This window comes from Actinoplanes sp. NPDC051537, from assembly GCF_055586105.1.
The window spans coordinates 1-14,950 of record NZ_JBVJIU010000018.1; the positions used below are offsets into that span (position 1 = coordinate 1).

Annotated in this window: 15 protein-coding genes and 2 tRNA genes; 6 read left to right on the forward strand and 11 right to left on the reverse strand. The window is 70.3% G+C overall.

Annotated features, from left to right (window positions below):
• Positions 1-112 precede the first annotated feature (112 nt).
• Complete coding sequence (locus ACZ6TB_RS36385) at positions 113-1,477, reverse strand: cellulase family glycosylhydrolase (protein WP_465562383.1); 1,365 nt, start codon at positions 1,475-1,477, stop codon at positions 113-115.
• A 171-nt stretch (positions 1,478-1,648) separates the two neighbouring features.
• Here ACZ6TB_RS36385 and ACZ6TB_RS36390 point away from each other — a divergent pair, with 171 nt between their 5' ends.
• A complete protein-coding gene (locus ACZ6TB_RS36390) occupies positions 1,649-4,015 on the forward strand; it encodes an NPCBM/NEW2 domain-containing protein (protein ID WP_465562385.1) in 2,367 nt (788 codons plus the stop codon).
• Between the two features lie 87 nt (positions 4,016-4,102).
• Complete coding sequence (locus tag ACZ6TB_RS36395) at positions 4,103-4,630, forward strand: hypothetical protein (protein WP_465562387.1); 528 nt, start codon at positions 4,103-4,105, stop codon at positions 4,628-4,630.
• Here the strand turns inward: ACZ6TB_RS36395 and ACZ6TB_RS36400 are convergent.
• Entirely contained in the window at positions 4,627-5,217 is a 591-nt protein-coding gene (locus ACZ6TB_RS36400; RefSeq protein WP_465562389.1) for a class I SAM-dependent methyltransferase, read from the reverse strand. The two genes, ACZ6TB_RS36395 and ACZ6TB_RS36400, sit on opposite strands and share 4 nt — an antisense overlap.
• A gap of 69 nt (positions 5,218-5,286) precedes the next feature.
• Positions 5,287-5,580 carry a hypothetical protein gene (locus ACZ6TB_RS36405; protein WP_465562391.1) on the reverse strand — a complete coding sequence of 98 codons (294 nt, stop codon included), beginning with the start codon at positions 5,578-5,580 and terminating at the stop codon, positions 5,287-5,289.
• Between the two features lie 187 nt (positions 5,581-5,767).
• Between ACZ6TB_RS36405 and ACZ6TB_RS36410 the strand changes: the two genes are divergently transcribed.
• From ACZ6TB_RS36410 to ACZ6TB_RS36420, 3 genes are all read left to right on the forward strand, one after another.
• Positions 5,768-5,843 (forward strand) — tRNA-Asn (locus ACZ6TB_RS36410).
• A gap of 127 nt (positions 5,844-5,970) precedes the next feature.
• Positions 5,971-7,233, forward strand: a complete 1,263-nt coding sequence (locus tag ACZ6TB_RS36415) for an FAD-dependent oxidoreductase (RefSeq protein ID WP_465562393.1) — start codon at positions 5,971-5,973, stop codon at positions 7,231-7,233.
• 47 nt (positions 7,234-7,280) lie between these two features.
• A tRNA-Ile gene (locus ACZ6TB_RS36420) sits at positions 7,281-7,354 on the forward strand.
• A 138-nt stretch (positions 7,355-7,492) separates the two neighbouring features.
• On the opposite strand, the gene ACZ6TB_RS36425 is transcribed toward ACZ6TB_RS36420, so the two are convergent.
• The 3 genes from ACZ6TB_RS36425 to ACZ6TB_RS36435 all read right to left on the reverse strand — a co-directional run bounded on the left by ACZ6TB_RS36425 (position 7,493) and on the right by ACZ6TB_RS36435 (position 8,851).
• The gene (locus tag ACZ6TB_RS36425) at positions 7,493-7,672 is read right to left on the reverse strand and encodes a helix-turn-helix transcriptional regulator (RefSeq protein WP_465562395.1); all 180 of its coding nucleotides are present in this window, start codon (positions 7,670-7,672) and stop codon (positions 7,493-7,495) included.
• Between the two features lie 125 nt (positions 7,673-7,797).
• Positions 7,798-8,328: a hypothetical protein gene (locus tag ACZ6TB_RS36430; RefSeq protein WP_465562397.1), complete on the reverse strand. Its 531-nt coding sequence runs from the start codon at positions 8,326-8,328 to the stop codon at positions 7,798-7,800.
• Between the two features lie 4 nt (positions 8,329-8,332).
• Positions 8,333-8,851, reverse strand: a complete 519-nt coding sequence (locus tag ACZ6TB_RS36435; RefSeq protein WP_465562399.1) for a hypothetical protein — start codon at positions 8,849-8,851, stop codon at positions 8,333-8,335.
• Positions 8,852-9,019: 168 nt separating this feature from the next.
• On the opposite strand from ACZ6TB_RS36435, the gene ACZ6TB_RS36440 reads away from it, so the two are divergent.
• Positions 9,020-9,793 carry a hypothetical protein gene (locus tag ACZ6TB_RS36440; protein ID WP_465562401.1) on the forward strand — a complete coding sequence of 258 codons (774 nt, stop codon included), beginning with the start codon at positions 9,020-9,022 and terminating at the stop codon, positions 9,791-9,793.
• A gap of 17 nt (positions 9,794-9,810) precedes the next feature.
• On the opposite strand, the gene ACZ6TB_RS36445 is transcribed toward ACZ6TB_RS36440, so the two are convergent.
• From ACZ6TB_RS36445 to ACZ6TB_RS36465, 5 genes are all read right to left on the reverse strand, one after another.
• A complete protein-coding gene (locus ACZ6TB_RS36445) occupies positions 9,811-10,239 on the reverse strand; it encodes a DUF2262 domain-containing protein (protein WP_465562403.1) in 429 nt (142 codons plus the stop codon).
• Positions 10,240-10,322: 83 nt separating this feature from the next.
• Positions 10,323-12,026 carry a choice-of-anchor D domain-containing protein gene (locus ACZ6TB_RS36450; RefSeq protein WP_465562405.1) on the reverse strand — a complete coding sequence of 568 codons (1,704 nt, stop codon included), beginning with the start codon at positions 12,024-12,026 and terminating at the stop codon, positions 10,323-10,325.
• Positions 12,027-12,163: 137 nt separating this feature from the next.
• Positions 12,164-13,087, reverse strand: coding sequence for a GNAT family N-acetyltransferase (locus ACZ6TB_RS36455; protein ID WP_465562407.1), 924 nt, complete (start codon positions 13,085-13,087; stop codon positions 12,164-12,166).
• A 23-nt stretch (positions 13,088-13,110) separates the two neighbouring features.
• Positions 13,111-13,773 carry a response regulator gene (locus ACZ6TB_RS36460; RefSeq protein WP_465562409.1) on the reverse strand — a complete coding sequence of 221 codons (663 nt, stop codon included), beginning with the start codon at positions 13,771-13,773 and terminating at the stop codon, positions 13,111-13,113.
• Entirely contained in the window at positions 13,761-14,897 is a 1,137-nt protein-coding gene (locus ACZ6TB_RS36465; protein WP_465562410.1) for a sensor histidine kinase, read from the reverse strand. Before ACZ6TB_RS36465 ends, ACZ6TB_RS36460 begins: the two co-directional genes overlap by 13 nt.
• Positions 14,898-14,950 lie beyond the last annotated feature (53 nt).

The following is a 14,950-nucleotide window of genomic DNA, read 5'->3' on the forward strand; positions in this document are numbered from 1 at the left end:
CCCACCCCGCCCCCAAACAAAACCCCCCCCCCCCCCCCCCCCCCCCTCCCCCCCCTCCCCCCCCCCCCTCCCCCCCCCCACCCCCCCCCCCCCCCCCCCCCGGGAGGCTCGGTCAGCTAGCGGCGCACGACACCGCGGGGACGCTGTTGGTGCCGGACCACGAGCCGAGGAAGCCGAAGGTCGTCGAACCACCGGCGGCGAGCTTGCCGTTGTAGCTGACGTTCTTGGCGGTCACCGACGATCCGCTGCTGGTCACGGTGGCGCTCCAGGACTGGGAGACGGACTGCCCGTTCGCGTACGTCCAGGTCACCGTCCAGCCGTTGATCGCCGCGCCGCCCGCGGTGACCTTGACCTCGCCCTGGAAGCCGGCCGGCCATTGCCCGACGATCGAGTACGACGCCGTGCAGGCGCCGTTGCCCGGCGGGGTCGTCGGCGGCGTGGTGGGCGGCGACGTCGAGGGGCTGGTCGGCGGGGTGGTCGGCGTCGTCGGCGTGGTCGTGGTGCCGAAGATCGTGGCCTGCTTCGAGGTGGCCTTGATCCCGTTGGCGCCGTTGACGATCCGCTGGCCCCACGTGGTGAGCGACGCCGGGTCGAAGTTGTTGGTCATGTCGAGGACCGGGTCGTTGTTGCCGGCCCACGACCAGCCGATGTAGCCGAGCCCGCGCTTGACCGCCTCCGACATCAGCGTCTGGTCGTCCACCTGGGACGAGTCGAACTGCCAGCCGAACTCGCCGATGACCAGCGGCCACCCCTTCGACTTGAAGGTGTCCAGGTACGAGGTGATCGACGAGGCCGTGTTGAAGACCGCGTACATGTGGATCGACAGCACGGTGTTGTGCTGGGTGTCGGCGTCGAGCACGGTCTGCCCGTTGTCCCGCATCGTGTACTGCCAGTCCTGGCCCCAGTTCGGCGCGTCGACCATCAGCAGGTGCTGGAAGCCGTTGCTGCGCATCTTCTGGATGGCCGCGGTGGTGGCGGCCGTCCACTGGCCGGGGTTGGTGTTGCCGATCGGCTCGTTGCCGATGTTGATGACGACGTAGTCCTCCTGGCCGACCAGCACGCTCTTGAGGCCGATCCAGTAGTTCACGGCCTGGTCGAGGGTGTAGGCGGCGCCGTCCTCGCCGTAGCCGGTGGTGTCGTGGTCCTCGAGCACGCAGATCAGCTTGTTCTGCTTGCACAGCGAGATCACGTTGGCGACGTCGGAGGCGCTGTTGGCGGTCCATCGGCCGCCGCTGAGCACCACGCGTACGGTATTGGCGCCGGTCGCCTTGATGTTGGCGAACGAACTGGTCTGGTTCGTGAACCAGGTGTGCTCGTGGTTGATGCCACGCATGATGAACGTCGACCCGTTGGACTCGACGATGTTGGTGCCGCTGATGTGCAGCCCGGTGGCCGCGTAGGCCGGGCTGGTGAAGGTGAGCACCGACGCGACGAGCGCGATGACCACGGCGCCGATCAGGGTGAACTGTCTTTTCATGACCTGCCTCGAGAACAGAGCGGGGGAAGGGGGAATTGCCACCCCAGCCCGCCGCCTGGTCGGCAACGCGCTCGCCCTCGGGATTCCTGAAAGCTACCCATCGCATCGCTCGCCGTCAATGGGAGCGCTTCCATTGATTGCTGTGGATGTCTTGGCGTAGCGTCCCGGCTCATGCGCAGATTCCTCGCCGCCCTGCTGCTGATGGCCGGGTTGGTCGCCGCTCCCGCCGCCCCCGCTGCGGCCGCCCCGGCCGGAGCCGGACTGGCCCCGACCCCGCCGATGGGCTTCAACGACTGGAACGCGTTCGGCTGCGACGTCAGCGAGCAGCTCATCGAGCAGACCGCCGACCTGTTCGTGGCCGAGGGGCTGACGGACGCCGGCTACGAGTACGTCAACATCGACGACTGCTGGGCGCTCAAGGAGCGCGATCCGGCGACCGGGCGGCTCGTCCCCGACCCGGTCAAGTTCCCGTCCGGCATCGCCGGGGTGGCGTCCTATGTGCACGGCAAAGGGCTCAAGCTCGGCATCTACGGCGACGCGGGCACCAACACCTGCGCCGGTTACCCGGGGAGCCTCGGAAAAGAGCAGATCGATGCGCAGACGTACGCGTCATGGGGCGTCGATTACCTGAAGTACGACAACTGCTACAACCAGTCCGACGGGTCCCAGGCCGACTACATCCGGCGGTACACGGCGATGCGCGACGCGCTGGCCGCGACCGGGCGGCCGATCGTGCTGTCGATCTGCGAGTGGGGCACGTCGCAGCCGTGGACGTGGGGCGCCGGCGTGGGGCAGCTCTGGCGCACGACCGGCGACATCAGCGACAACTGGCCCTCGCTCAAATCGATCATCGCGCAGAACGCCCCGCTGGCGCCCTATGCCGGTCCGGGGCACTGGAACGACCCGGACATGCTCGAGATCGGGAACGGCGGGATGACCGCGACCGAGTACCGGACGCACATGAGCATGTGGGCGATGATGGCGGCGCCGCTGATCATCGGGACCGATCTGCGGTCGGCGTCGGAGGCGACGCTGGCCGTCCTCAAGAACCGGGACGTCATCGCGATCGACCAGGATCGGCTCGGGGTTCAGGGTCGCGTGGTGTCGGACGCGGGCGGGCTGATGGTCCTGGACAAGCCGCTGGCCTCGGGCGAGCACGCGATCGCCCTCTACAACTCGACCGACGCGCTGGCGGTGGTGGGGGTGCGAGCCTCGGCGACCGGGTTGCCGCCGGCGCCGGCCTATCGGCTGCGGGACGTGTGGTCGGGGGCGGTGACGCAGGCTCGGGGGACGATCGAGGCGGCGGTTCCGGCGCATGGGACCGTGGTCTACAAGGTCCGGGCCGGCTCGCCGGTGGGGGTCGCCCCGGCCGTCACCGTCTCGGCGAGCAGCGGCACCGTTGTTCCGGGTGTGGGTGGGGCCTTCTCGACCACGGTCACCGATCGGGGCGTGGGGCCGCTTCGGGACGTCCTGGTTACGGTCGGTGGGCCGTCGGGATGGACGGCTTCGCCGGGTGATTTCCGGACAAATCGGCTTTTGAGCGATGAGTCGTTCGGGAGTGCGTGGACGTTGACGGCGCCGCCCGGGACGGCCGCCGGGTCCTATCCGGTGACGGTCTCCGCGGCGTACACCTGGAGTGGCCGCCGGAAACAGACCACCGTGAGCACCCTCGTGGTGAAGGTCGTCAACGCGCCGCCGGCCGGGCGGCGGCATCTGAGCACCCTGCCGGCGGCGGCGGTGAGCGGCAGCGTCTTCTACGACCAGGACAGCGCCGGGAACCTGATCACGCTCGGCGGGAAGGTCTACCAGCGCGGGCTGGGGACCACGGCGCCGGCCTCGATCGACTACTACCTGGGCGGGTCGTGCGCCTCGCTGACCACCGACGTGGGTTCGCCCTCGGGGGCCACGTTCTCGATCTATGCCGACTCCACGGTGGTGGCCTCGGCGGTCGGGAGCGGCACGCTTTCCGCCGACCTGACCGGCGCGGAATGGCTGCGGCTCGAGACCACCGGCACGGGCGCGGCCGACTGGGCCTCGCCGGTGCTGACCTGCGGCGACGCCGGACCGAACGACCCGATCCAGCCCGCCTCGCGGACGCTGTTCTCGTTCGAGTCAGGCACCGACGGCTTCGGGATCGCCAACGCCGACGGGGGCGGGTCGGTGGCCGCCTCCACCGCCTTCCCCACCGAGGGCGCGGCGGGACTGCTCGTCCACACCCCGGTCAACGGCAACTGGTTCGGCCGCGTGGTCGACCCGGCGCTCGATCTCACCGGCGCGCACACGCTGAAGTTCGACATGCGGACCGGCACGCTGGGCAGCGTCGGTGAGTTCGCGGTGCAGGTCGGTGACGCGTACACCTGGTGCCAGGGTGGGCAATGGACCTGGACCAACCCGGGCGGGAGCCGGACCGTCGCGCGCGACCTCGACGAGATCTCCTGCCCGGCGGGAGTGACGCTGGATCCGGCGGACATCCGCGCGGTCTGGGTCTTCCTGAACACCGGAGGGGACGTCTGGATCGACGACATCCGCGCCGAATAAGGAACTCGTATCTGAGGCACAGGCTCAGGACAGGTCGGTGCCGCACCTTCGGGAGATGCACCTCAGGCATCTTCGAAGGGACGCTCGATGAGCACCGACCAGGTCTCGCCTCGCCATGACCCGTACGGCCTGCCCCAGGCCACGCCTCCGGCGCCCGCCCCCGAACCGGTCACCGCACCGATCGGGGAGTGGGTGCCGCCGGGCGGCGCGGGATGGGCCGACGCCACCGCCGCCACCACCACCGACGCCACGGTCGTGCCGGCGTCGACCGGCGCCGGGCGGTGGACCGGTAAGAAGGTCGCGGCCGCGGTGGCTCTGGCCGCGGCCCTGGCCGGTGGCGCGGGCTTCGGGGTCGGCATGGCCGTCGAAAACGGGAGCGGCAGCTCGGTCCAGCAGGGCGGGCCGGGCGGATTCCCGGGCGGCGGCAACGGCGGGCCCGGCGGCGGGTTCGGCAACCAGCAGGACGGCACCGGGACTCAGCAGGGCGGGACTCAGCAGCAGGGCGGGACTGGGACTCAGCAGGGCGGGACCGGGACTCAGCAGCAGGGTGGGACGGGGACGCAGCAGGGTGGGACCGTCCCGCAGGGCGGCACGGCGACGGGGTCGACCACCTAGGCGCGCTTGAGCAGGGCGACCAGGAAGTCGGACTCGGGCGTGAACGGGCGCAGGTCCCAGGTGCCGAGCAGAACATCGGCGGTGAGGTCGGCAGTGCCAGCGTCGCTCAGGAACGCCTCAAACGCGTACCCCCTATTTGCTCCGAAACCGACCGCCAGTCGCCCCTCGGCGCGCAAGCGATCGCCCAGCCTGCGCAAGATCTCCACGCGGGTCGTGGGGGCCACGAAGGTCATCACGTTGCCGGCGCAGACGATCGCGTCGAACTCGCCCTTGATGTCGGCCTCGGCCAGGTCGCCCACCAGCCACTCGCCGCCCGGATGCTCGGCGCGGGCCACGGCGATCAGCTCGGGGTCGAGGTCGACGCCGACCACGTCGTGCCCGGCGTCGACGAGGAAGCCGCCCACCCGGCCGGTGCCGCAGCCGGCGTCCAGGATGCGGGCGCCGCGGCTCACCATGGCGTCGATCATGCGGGCCTCGCCGCCCAGGTCCATGCCGCCCGCGGCGAGATCACGGAAACGCTTGATGTAGCGCTGCGAGTGGTCCGGATCGTCGGCCACCAGGCGGCGCCACTTGTTCTCGTCGGTCATCGGTTTCAGTATCCACATCCACGCGAAGGCGGCCGCTCCGACGTCGGGACGGCCGCCTCAGCGTGGATCTCAGACGGTGCCGGAGGACTTGCTGTTCGAACCGGCCAGCTCACTGGTGCCACTGGTCGTGTGCAGCTTGTCGCCGATCTTCTCGCCCAGCTTGGAGGACTGGAGCTTGTCCTTGCCCTCCGAGTAGAGCTTGTTGGCCTGCGCCTGAGCGACGCCGGCCGCTTCCTGAACCGACGGGCTCTCCCAGACCTTCTTGGCGCTGTCCCGGATCTCCTCGTACTTCTCCCGGCCGGCACGGCTACCCAGGACGAAGCCCGCCGCGAGGCCGGTGAGGAACATCAGCTTTCCGCGCATGGTGGCGGCTCCTTCCGTACGTGACGCGTGCGCGTCTCCGCCGCGTCATACCCATCCTGCCCGTTTGGTACTCCTGCCACGGTTGTTTCACCCGGGTGCGGCGCGCCCGGGTAGCCCCTTCGCGCGGCGGCCCCGCGGTCATGTACTCTGTTCCCCGGCACCACGCAGCACCGGTGCCGAGCAGCAATCCCCTGTAGCTCAATTGGCAGAGCAGCCGGCTGTTAACCGGCAGGTTATTGGTTCGAGTCCAATCGGGGGAGCCACCTTTGCCCAGGGCCCACGCCCTGGGCTTTTTGTTTGCCTGATGCTACCGCCCGCCGATTCTGCTGCCTGGGCCATCTCGCGCCGTTAGTCTGGGGCTTGCCTGTTTCGTCCCCTTGTGAGGTGCCCGTGTCGCAGCCCGTGGAGGTGGATGTCGTCATCGTGGGCGGCGGACTTGCCGGTCTCGCCGCCGCGCGCCGGCTGGACCGCGCCGGCGTCGAGTGGCTGCTCGTCGAGGGCGCCGACCGGATCGGCGGGCGCGTCGCCACCGACGTCATCGACGGCTGGCACCTCGACCGGGGATTCCAGGTGCTCAACACGGCCTACCCGCGGATCCCGGCCCTGATCGACGTCGACGCGCTGGACATGCGGTACTTCACCGCCGGCGTGCTGGTGCGCCGCGGCGGCGACCTGCACCGCCTGGAGAACCCGCTGCGCGACCCGCTCACCGTGCCCCGCACGCTCACGTCCGGGGTGGGAACGCTCAGCGACCGCCTGAAGTTCGCGGCGCTGGCCACCCGCTGCGCGACGATGCCCGCGGCGGCCCTGCTCGAGGCCCGCGAGACGACCACGCAGGAGATGCTGCGCAAGGCCGGCCTGTCGCACCGCATGATCGAGGAGGTGCTGCGGCCGTTCCTCTCGGGCGTCTTCGCGGACCGCTCGCTCGACACGTCGAGTCACGTGTTCTCGATGGTGCTCCGGTCGTTCACCCGGGGGCGCATCGGCGTACCGGCCGCCGGCATGGCCGCCCTGCCCGCCGCCATCGCCGGACCGCTCCCCTACCCGCAGCTGCTGATCGGCGCCCGCACGCTCTCGATCGGCCCCGGCATGGTGGTCACCGAGGGCGGCGAGATCCGCTGCCGCGCCGTCGTGGTCGCGACCGGCCCCGTCGCCGCGGCTTCGCTCCTCCCCCAGCTGCCGGCCCCCGACATGCACGGCCTGACGACCTTCTACTTCGGCGCCGACCGAGCCCCGCTCGACGAGCCGACCCTCCTGCTCGACGGCGACCGCCGCGAGATCATCGCCAACACGGTCGTCGTCAGCAACGCCGCGCCCGAGTACGCGCCGCCCGGAAAGTCGCTGATCGCCGCCTCGGTGGTCGGCGTCTCGGCCCCGTCGAGCGCGTCGGAGACCGTGATCCGGGTCGAGCTGGCCCGCATGTACGGCGTTCCCACCGACTCATGGGAGCTGCTCGAGACGGTGAGCATCCCCGAGGCCCTGCCGTCGGCGCGCGTCCCGCAGGCCAACCTCCGCAAACCGGTTGACCTGGGCGAAGGCCTCTTCGTGGCGGGCGACCACCGCGACAGCCCCTCGATCCAGGGCGCCTTGGCCGGCGGCTGGCGCACCGCGGGCGCCGTGCTGACCTGGCTGGGAGCGCGGGTACCGGCGTAGATCGGTGGATTGCGGGCTGAGTGGCGGGTTAGGATCGCCGCCGGTAAGGGGCGGTAGCTCAGTGGGTTAGAGCAGTCGACTCATAATCGATCGGTCACGGGTTCGAGTCCCGTCCGCCCCACGGAACTTGCCTGGGAGCGACCCCCAGACCCCACGTTGCGGTGGGCGCTCTGGGCGCGTCGGTTCCCGGCCGGCGTTGCTCGCACTCCTTTGCTCGGCTGGGCCCGGCGGAACTGATTTCGGCGATCGGGGCGGAGATTCACCTACGGTCGTCGCGACGGCCCGCTTCGCCTCGGCCTTGACCGGGACGGTAAACGCTGATCCAGGCTTCGATGTCCGCGAGCACCCAGACCTTGCCCTGGGCCAACTCGGCGACGGGTTGCGGGAAGTCGGACCGCGTGGCGAGCTCATGGACCCGCTGGCGGCTCACGCCGAGCATGCCGCGAATCTCGTGCGCTCCCACGAGGAGAAGTGCTCCACACCGCATCCCCATGACTATAGGCGTACGACTAGAACGCTGTCGAAGGCTTCCTCGTCGCCGATGGTGTGACTCTGATGGCCGCGTCACCGGACACAAGGCAGCGGTTCGCCTGGCGCAGCGTTCGGTCCACGATTCTGGCTCCGGGGGCGACCCCCGGAGCCCCCACGGTGCGAGGGTCGCGCCGGGCGAGTCTTTCGAATTTCAGTGGCCCTCAGTGCGAGATCCTCGGCTGCCTGTCCCAAAGTGGGAGCAGAGCCGTCCTCGCCGCAGCACGGGGGCTTGGTGCGCTTCTCCGACGGCTCCGGCTCATGACCAACGAGACGGTACAACTCGGCATAGATGTTGAAGTCAGGATCGGTGTCGTCGTGATCGGCCACCAACAGAAGCCACGCCGTCTGCTCAGACTCGAACGCCACGATGACGCGAAGGCGTCCGCTCAAGTGTTTGTCGCACAGCCTCTCCAACGGATCTGATCCGGTTAGGCGGTAGGAAAGAGCTGCACAACCGTTCGCTTCCAGATCGCGCAGGAAAGCAATGACCTTCTTCTGCTCGCCCCTGGGTCGGCTCCTCAACTGCTGGTCAGCACGCGGCGTCCGGAAAATCTTCACCGACATGCGACTAGTCTGCGAGCCCGAGATCTCGTTCCAGCTCGTCGATATCAGTCGGGATGCCGTCACCTTGGCGCATCTGCGCCAAGCTGTCCCGCAGGTCCGACCGTTCGAGTACCACGCTGTCGGCAAGCCGATCCCACACCTTGTTGAGCAAGTCATGGGTTTGACCAGCGACGCGCAACTCGCGGACTACGGCGATGACCTCATACAGGCGATGTACATCAAGGCCGCTGTCCTGCCCATCGGCATAGACCAGCAGGCCGCGACGCATCCAGCTTCGAACCGTGGGCTCACTCACCCCGAGCAGAGGGGCCGCCACCGATACCGGCACAGGATCCAGATCGCTCAGGACGTCTCTGCTGACCCGCAGCAGCTCGGCACGACTCTGATCGTCTTCGCTGAATCGGCTGGCGATTCGCTCGAGATCCCCCACCCGCGACATGACCTTCTCGACCTCGGCCCGCCGCGACCTGCGGTAGTGCTTCGGCCGCGCCCGTCGCTTGGCCTTGTCGGCCGCGTGGCTCATCGCCTTACCTCCTGCCGCCGATCCATACTTTCGAGTATGAGGCCTTTTTCCGAAAGTTGCCAGGAGGATGCACATCGATGGTGGGTAGGTGCGGCCCAGACGTAGCAGCGCCGATCGTCCGCGCATATGTCGTGGACGTCGGGCGGCTCGAGGCGGCATCATCGCCCCGTGGCTGGCTCCGACCGTGACCTGTTCGCATCCCTGGGCCCGAACGAACGTGCGCTGCTGGCCTGGGTGGCGCCGCAGCTGGACGCGGCCGCGATCGAGGAGATCGCGGCGGCGGATTACGGCGTCGACGTGCCGGAGAATTGTCGGGCGCTGACCGAGTTGGTGCACAGCCCCTGGCTGCCCGACGAGCTGATCGGGACTCCCGGCGAGGTCCTGGCCCTGACCCGGTGGACCACCCCGGCGGGTCGGCGCGACCACCTCCAGCGGCTGTTCGCCTGCACGCTCCTGGTCCGGGCGGTGACCGCCGGCGGCAATCCCGTGGATTCCCTCGCCCCGCTGGTCGAATCGGCGTGGGAACTCGGGGAACCGGCGCGCGATGCCGCGGTGCGCTTCCTGGCCTGGTGCCGGCTGAACCGGCCGGGCCACTGGCGTGACGACCCGTCCTCGCCGATGTTCCTGACCCTGGCGGTGCTGCTGCTGACGGCGGAGACGGCGGCGGCAGCAGCGTTGGCTGCTCTCCTGGTCGAGGAACTGGGCGCCGTGCTGACCGACCCGGAACTGCCGTGGCGGCGACGTCCCCGGTCGCCACTGTTCGCCCGCCGCGACGACGACTCGGCCACCACCCGCCGGATCTGGTCGGCCCTCATGGACCGCTGCCTGGTGGACAATCCCGCGGTCGTCGATCCGCGGCTGACCGTGCTGGGCCGAGCCCTCGGCGGCGACACCGCCACCCCGATCGACGACCTCCGCGCACTGTTCCCCGCCGCGACGTAGCGCGAAGGCGGCTGGCGCTAGCCGGCGATCTGGGCGTCGGTCATCGTGCCGGCCTCATCGACCCAGACGCGAATGGAGTGCCCGCCGAACATGCCGTCGTCATCGAAGTAGAGCTCGATGTCGTCGTCGCCCGCCGCGGTGATGCCATCGAGACGGAGCCGGCGGGCGAACTCGGCGGCGCTGATGACGGTCTCGCCGTTCTCCCAGACCTCCACCTCGTCCGGCCCTTCCGGGGCGAAACTGTTCGCCAGCTCGACCGCGATCCGCCGGGCGAAGCCGGCCGGCTCACCGATCGTCGTGCTGACGCGCCGGGCGACGGCGGCCGCCGCGGGCTCATCGTCGGCGTCCAGCACGACTGCCACATCACCGAGTTGACCCCGGAACTCGGAGCCTTCCGTCGGGCGCCGGAACTCACCGAGCACCGTCTTCACCGATAACGCTGCCATCAGACATCACCCCGAGAATGTCGGACACCTATGACGAAGGCTCCGGCCGGGATTGACCCGGCCGGAGCCTTCTTGTCGAGCGATCAGCGGGTGCGGTGGGTCCCGTTCAGCGGCGTGCCGCTACGGTCGCCAGAGGTCGACCGGGCCTGGGCTTGCGCCCGCGGCTCGGCCTTCGCCGTACCCGTGGCGAAGAGGCTCTCGAAGGAGCCAACAACATCCACGAGTACGTCAGTCGTGCCGACGTAGTTGTAGATGCTGAACGCCTTGTCCGCGCTCAGCCCCACGATGGCGGCGTTCGCGACGGTCTGGCTCTTGGCCGGGTTGAGGTTGCTGGCCGTGGGCCGGGTGACGCCGGTCGGCCACAGGGTCAGGAACGTGCTGGCGGTCGGCTTCACCGCGGTGACGTTGAAGGCGAGCGCCTGTGCCTGCGCGAAGCTCGCGGGCGCCGTCACGCTGCCCGAGACCCCCGCCCCGAACGCCTTCGGGTACCCCAGGCCGCTGCGGGTGTCGGTGATCCGCTGCGGAGTGATCGGCCGGAACCGGAGGCCGTCGCCGGGGGTGCCGTTGTCGTAAACACCAACGATGTCGACGATGAGGTGGGTCGTCGACGTCGCCGAGGAGGTGTTCGTGTTGATGACGCCGATCATCGGAATCCCGCTGGCGTTGCACCACGCCTCGTTGCAGGGCGAGGTCGGCACGATCGCCATGTTGGGAACGTTGCGCCCGCTCGTGTAGTTGAGCGTCGACGTCTTCGGGAACGCGTTCGTGTCGCCGTTCCACGCCGACAGGTAACCGCTGCCGTTCGGGCCGACCGCGGTGATGTTCACCGCGACCGCGCGGACGTACGGGTTGTACTGCCCGAAGTCCCAGCCCAGCTGGTAGTAGTCGCCGTTGCCGAGCCGGCCCGCGTCGCCGTCGGCCCGGGTGTCGATCCAGCGCTCCGGCGCGAACGGGTAGAAGTCGGCATCCGTGTTTCCGGCCGACGGAATGACGGTGCTGTCGGCCGCGTAGAAGCCGACCACGTCGGCGATCACGTGCGTGCCGCCGTACTCGTTGTAGATCCGCACCTTGCCGCCGGTGCCGAGTCCGACAGTCACCGAGTTGGCCCCGGTCCAGCCCTTGGCGAAGTTGATGGACGACGCGGTGGGCCGGGTCGCCCCGGTCGGGTAGACCGTCAGGAAGCTGCCCGCGGTGCTACCGGTCACGGTGACGTTCAGCACGACCGCGGACACGCCGACAGCCGGCACGCCGCCGCGGCCCGTCACCTGCAGATCGAGCGTCTTCTGAGCGCCGAGCAGTCCGGGGCCGGACGTGCCCAGGCCGGTACGCGTGTCGAGCACCCGAGCCGGCGTGACCGCGTAGTACGCGCCCTTCGCGCCGACGCTCCCGTCGAGCGACAGCGGAACGGCCTTCGTCGAAGTGCCCGCGGTGTCCGACACGGTCAGCGTCGCGGTCTGCGCGCCGACCGCCGTGGCGTTCGGCACGACGCCGATCTGGCACTGCCCGTTCAGCACCAGCGTCGCGCCGGAACAGGTGTCGGTCTTCTTGGTGAAGGCCTGGGCGTCGGTGCCGGTGATGGTCGCCGTCCCCAGCGTGATCGACGTGGCGCTGGTCGACGTGACCGTGACCGTTTTCTCAGCGCCCGGCTCCCCCACCTTCTGGTCGCCGAACGACAACGAGTCGGGTGAGGTCGTCACCGGCAGGTCAGCCGCGGCGAAGGCGGGTGTGACGGCCACAGTGGACGAAAGGACAACTGCGCCGATGATGACGCCAAGCAGACGTCGCATACGTTTCCCCCGTTTGATGGTCATGAATGAGCAGACGCACGGTAGATCACGACGGCGGTCGGCGCAACGCCCGAACAGATGGTTCGGCAGGGTCCGAAAGTGCTCTGGACGTCGATGTACCCATAGCGACGACGGGCTCACAGCGTGCGCGTGAACATCTTCCGGTTCGCGAAGTTGCGGTAGCCCGCGCGCTGGAACGCTTTGACCATGGCGATGTTGCCGGCGTCGCAGTCGCCGCGGATCTCGTCGGCCCCGGCGTCGAGCAGCACCCGGGTGCCGCGGGCGACCACGCTGGTGGCGTAGCCCTGACCGCGGCCGAACCTCGCGACGGCGACCAGGCCGATCACCGCCGAGGCGGGCGCGCGTGCCGGCATGCTGAGCGCCACGGGCGTGTTCGCCGCGTCGTACCCGATCTCGTACCAGCCGGGCTCGTGGTCCATCTCGAGCATGTCGGCGACGTTGCGTTCGGCCGCGCCGCGAAGGCCGTGCTCGGCGATCTCGGCCTGGAAGATCGAGTCGTGGGTGTCGGCGAAGGTGTCGGCGAGCAGCTCCACGAACGGCGTCTCACCCAGGTCGGCCAGCGATCGCCAACCCAGGCGCTCGTCTTGGGCCGGCACAGGGTCGCCGGCGGTCCAGAGGAACCGGCAGCCGTCGCGGGCGACGGTGAAACCGGCGTCGGTGAGCAGCCTTTCGCGCAGCCGCGGATCCCGCTGGAACTGAGGGGCCTGGGCCGGGCTGTCCAGGACGTGTCCCTGGGTCTGCGCGCCGAGCTTGCGGGCCCGCTCGGCGGCGTACGCCAGCAGCGCCCCGCCGGTGTCCGCGTCGCCGGGTTCCAGCAGCACGATGTCCATCGGCACATTGCGTCCGGGCATCGTCCACAGCACCACGTTGCCGACCAGGTGACCGTCGCATTCGGCGACCAGGCACCACTCCGGTCGGGTGCAACCGCTCCCCAGCAGACCGGACAGGTAGGCAGCGGTCGCCTCGTTCCGTTCGCTGTCGTCCGGATGGGTCGTCAGCGCGGGTAGCTCGCCGGGATGGGCGGCCCGAGTTGTCAGCACAGCGGGATTTCCTTCCGCCCGGGTCAGGCGAGGCCGGCGTCGTGGGCGAGCAGGGCCAGCTGGGTGCGGTTGTCCAGATCGAGCTTGGTCAGGATGTGCGAGACGTGGGTTTTCACCGTGGCCAGGGTCATGGAGAGGGCCTTGGCGATCTCGGCGTTGTTGTGGCCCTGGGCGATCGCGACGACGACGTCGTGCTCGCGTGGGCTGAGCGCGGCCAGGGTGGCCTTGGCGCGGGCGAAGGCGCCGGCCTGGACGGCGGCCCGGTCCATCAGGCGGCGGGTGATCTGGGGCGACAGGATCGGCTCGCCGGCGGCGACCTGCCGGACCGCCTCGGCTATCCGGGCCGGTGGGGTGTCCTTGAGCAGGAAGCCGCTGGCCCCGGCGCGCAGCGCGTGCAGGATGTTCTCGTCGGTGTCGAACGTGGTCAGCACGATGACCTCGGGCGGGCGCGGCCGGGCCCGCAGGCGGCGGGTCGCGGTGATGCCGTCGACCCGGGGCATGCGCAGATCCATCAGGACGACGTCGGGGGCGTGCGCGTCGGCCTTGGCCGGGACCTCGTCGCCGTCGGTGGCCTCGCCGACGATCGCGATGCCCTCGGCGCCGTCGAGCATCATGGTCAGGCCGGCGCGTACGAGGGCGTCGTCGTCCACGACGAGCACGCGTACCGGGGGGATCATGCCGGCCATGGTATCGATGCGTGCAGCCGGAACTCGCCGTCGACCGTCTGGTGGTCGAGCTGCCCGCCGGCCAGCTGCACCCGTTCGGTGAGGCCGACCAGGCCGACGCCGCCGGACCAGCCGGGCGGCGTCGTGCGGTGCGGCGCCAGCGGGTTGCGGACGTCGATCTCCAGGCCGGTGCCGGATCCGCCGCGCAATGCGACCTGGACCGGCTGGCCGGCGGCGTGTTTGCGGGCGTTGGTCAGGCCCTCCTGGATCACCCGGTACGCCGTGCGGGCCAGCGCCGGCGGCGCCGCGGCCGGCTCGTCCACCGCCTCGCGCAGCACCACCTCGGCGCCGGCGTCACGGCACTCCTCGACCAGGCGCGGGACGTCGGCGAGAACCGGCTGGGGGCGGCTGCCCTCGCCCTCCGCCGGGTTGTCGTCACGCAGCAGCGAGATCACTTCGCGCAGCTCGTCGAGCGCCTGGTGCACGCCGTCGCGGACGACTCCGGCGGCCCGGGCCAGCCGCTCGGGCGACGAGTCGGGCCGGTACTCCATCGCACCGGCGAACGTGGCCACCAGCGACAACCGGTGCGCGAGGACGTCGTGCATCTCCCGAGCGATCTTGCGACGTTCCAGCATCCGCGCTTCGGCCACCCGGCGGCCCTGTTCCGCCTCGGCGCGCCGGGCCCGCTCGTGCAGGGAGCGGATCAGCGACTCCCGGGCCTGCGCCCACGCGCCCCACCCGAGCAGCGCGCCGTAGCCGATCGTGACCAATGCCAGCCACCAGCCGTACGACAAGCCGCCGTTGGCCCGCCAAAGGCCTTGGATCGCGTGCGCGGCGATACCGGCCACCGCCACCGCCGCCGCGACCGGGAAGCGCCGGCGCCGGGCCACCTGCAGCGCGCCGATCGTGGCCGCGGGAGTGGCGGCCGGCGACAACGCGGCCAGCACGGTCAGCACCGCCGTGGCGGCGACCGGCCGCCACAGCGTCAACGGCGCCAACACCCAGCTGAGCACGCCCGCCGCGACGTCGAGGGCCAGCAGCGGACCGGGCGGGCGGCCACTCCACCAGCCCAGGAGCGTCGCCGCGGTCAGCGCCCCGGCGATGCCGAGGATCACCGCGGCGGTGGGACGCAAATGGCTGTTCACCCGGCGAGGCTAGCCGGACGGCGCCGGACGCCGACACCATCCAAAGTTGGTGG

What these genes read in the sequence shown, in the direction of transcription:
- ACZ6TB_RS36425 (WP_465562395.1), bottom strand. Translation starts at nt 7,672, where the DNA reads ATGCTCGGCGTGAGCCGCCAGCGGGTCCATGAGCTCGCCACGCGGTCC.
- ACZ6TB_RS36450 (WP_465562405.1), bottom strand. Translation starts at nt 12,026, where the DNA reads ATGCGACGTCTGCTTGGCGTCATCATCGGCGCAGTTGTCCTTTCGTCC.
- ACZ6TB_RS36445 (WP_465562403.1), bottom strand. Translation starts at nt 10,239, where the DNA reads ATGGCAGCGTTATCGGTGAAGACGGTGCTCGGTGAGTTCCGGCGCCCG.
- ACZ6TB_RS36390 (WP_465562385.1), top strand. Translation starts at nt 1,649, where the DNA reads ATGCGCAGATTCCTCGCCGCCCTGCTGCTGATGGCCGGGTTGGTCGCC.
- ACZ6TB_RS36395 (WP_465562387.1), top strand. Translation starts at nt 4,103, where the DNA reads ATGAGCACCGACCAGGTCTCGCCTCGCCATGACCCGTACGGCCTGCCC.
- ACZ6TB_RS36435 (WP_465562399.1), bottom strand. Translation starts at nt 8,851, where the DNA reads ATGAGCCACGCGGCCGACAAGGCCAAGCGACGGGCGCGGCCGAAGCAC.
- ACZ6TB_RS36460 (WP_465562409.1), bottom strand. Translation starts at nt 13,773, where the DNA reads ATGGCCGGCATGATCCCCCCGGTACGCGTGCTCGTCGTGGACGACGAC.
- ACZ6TB_RS36405 (WP_465562391.1), bottom strand. Translation starts at nt 5,580, where the DNA reads ATGCGCGGAAAGCTGATGTTCCTCACCGGCCTCGCGGCGGGCTTCGTC.
- ACZ6TB_RS36385 (WP_465562383.1), bottom strand. Translation starts at nt 1,477, where the DNA reads ATGAAAAGACAGTTCACCCTGATCGGCGCCGTGGTCATCGCGCTCGTC.
- ACZ6TB_RS36400 (WP_465562389.1), bottom strand. Translation starts at nt 5,217, where the DNA reads ATGACCGACGAGAACAAGTGGCGCCGCCTGGTGGCCGACGATCCGGAC.
- ACZ6TB_RS36430 (WP_465562397.1), bottom strand. Translation starts at nt 8,328, where the DNA reads ATGTCGGTGAAGATTTTCCGGACGCCGCGTGCTGACCAGCAGTTGAGG.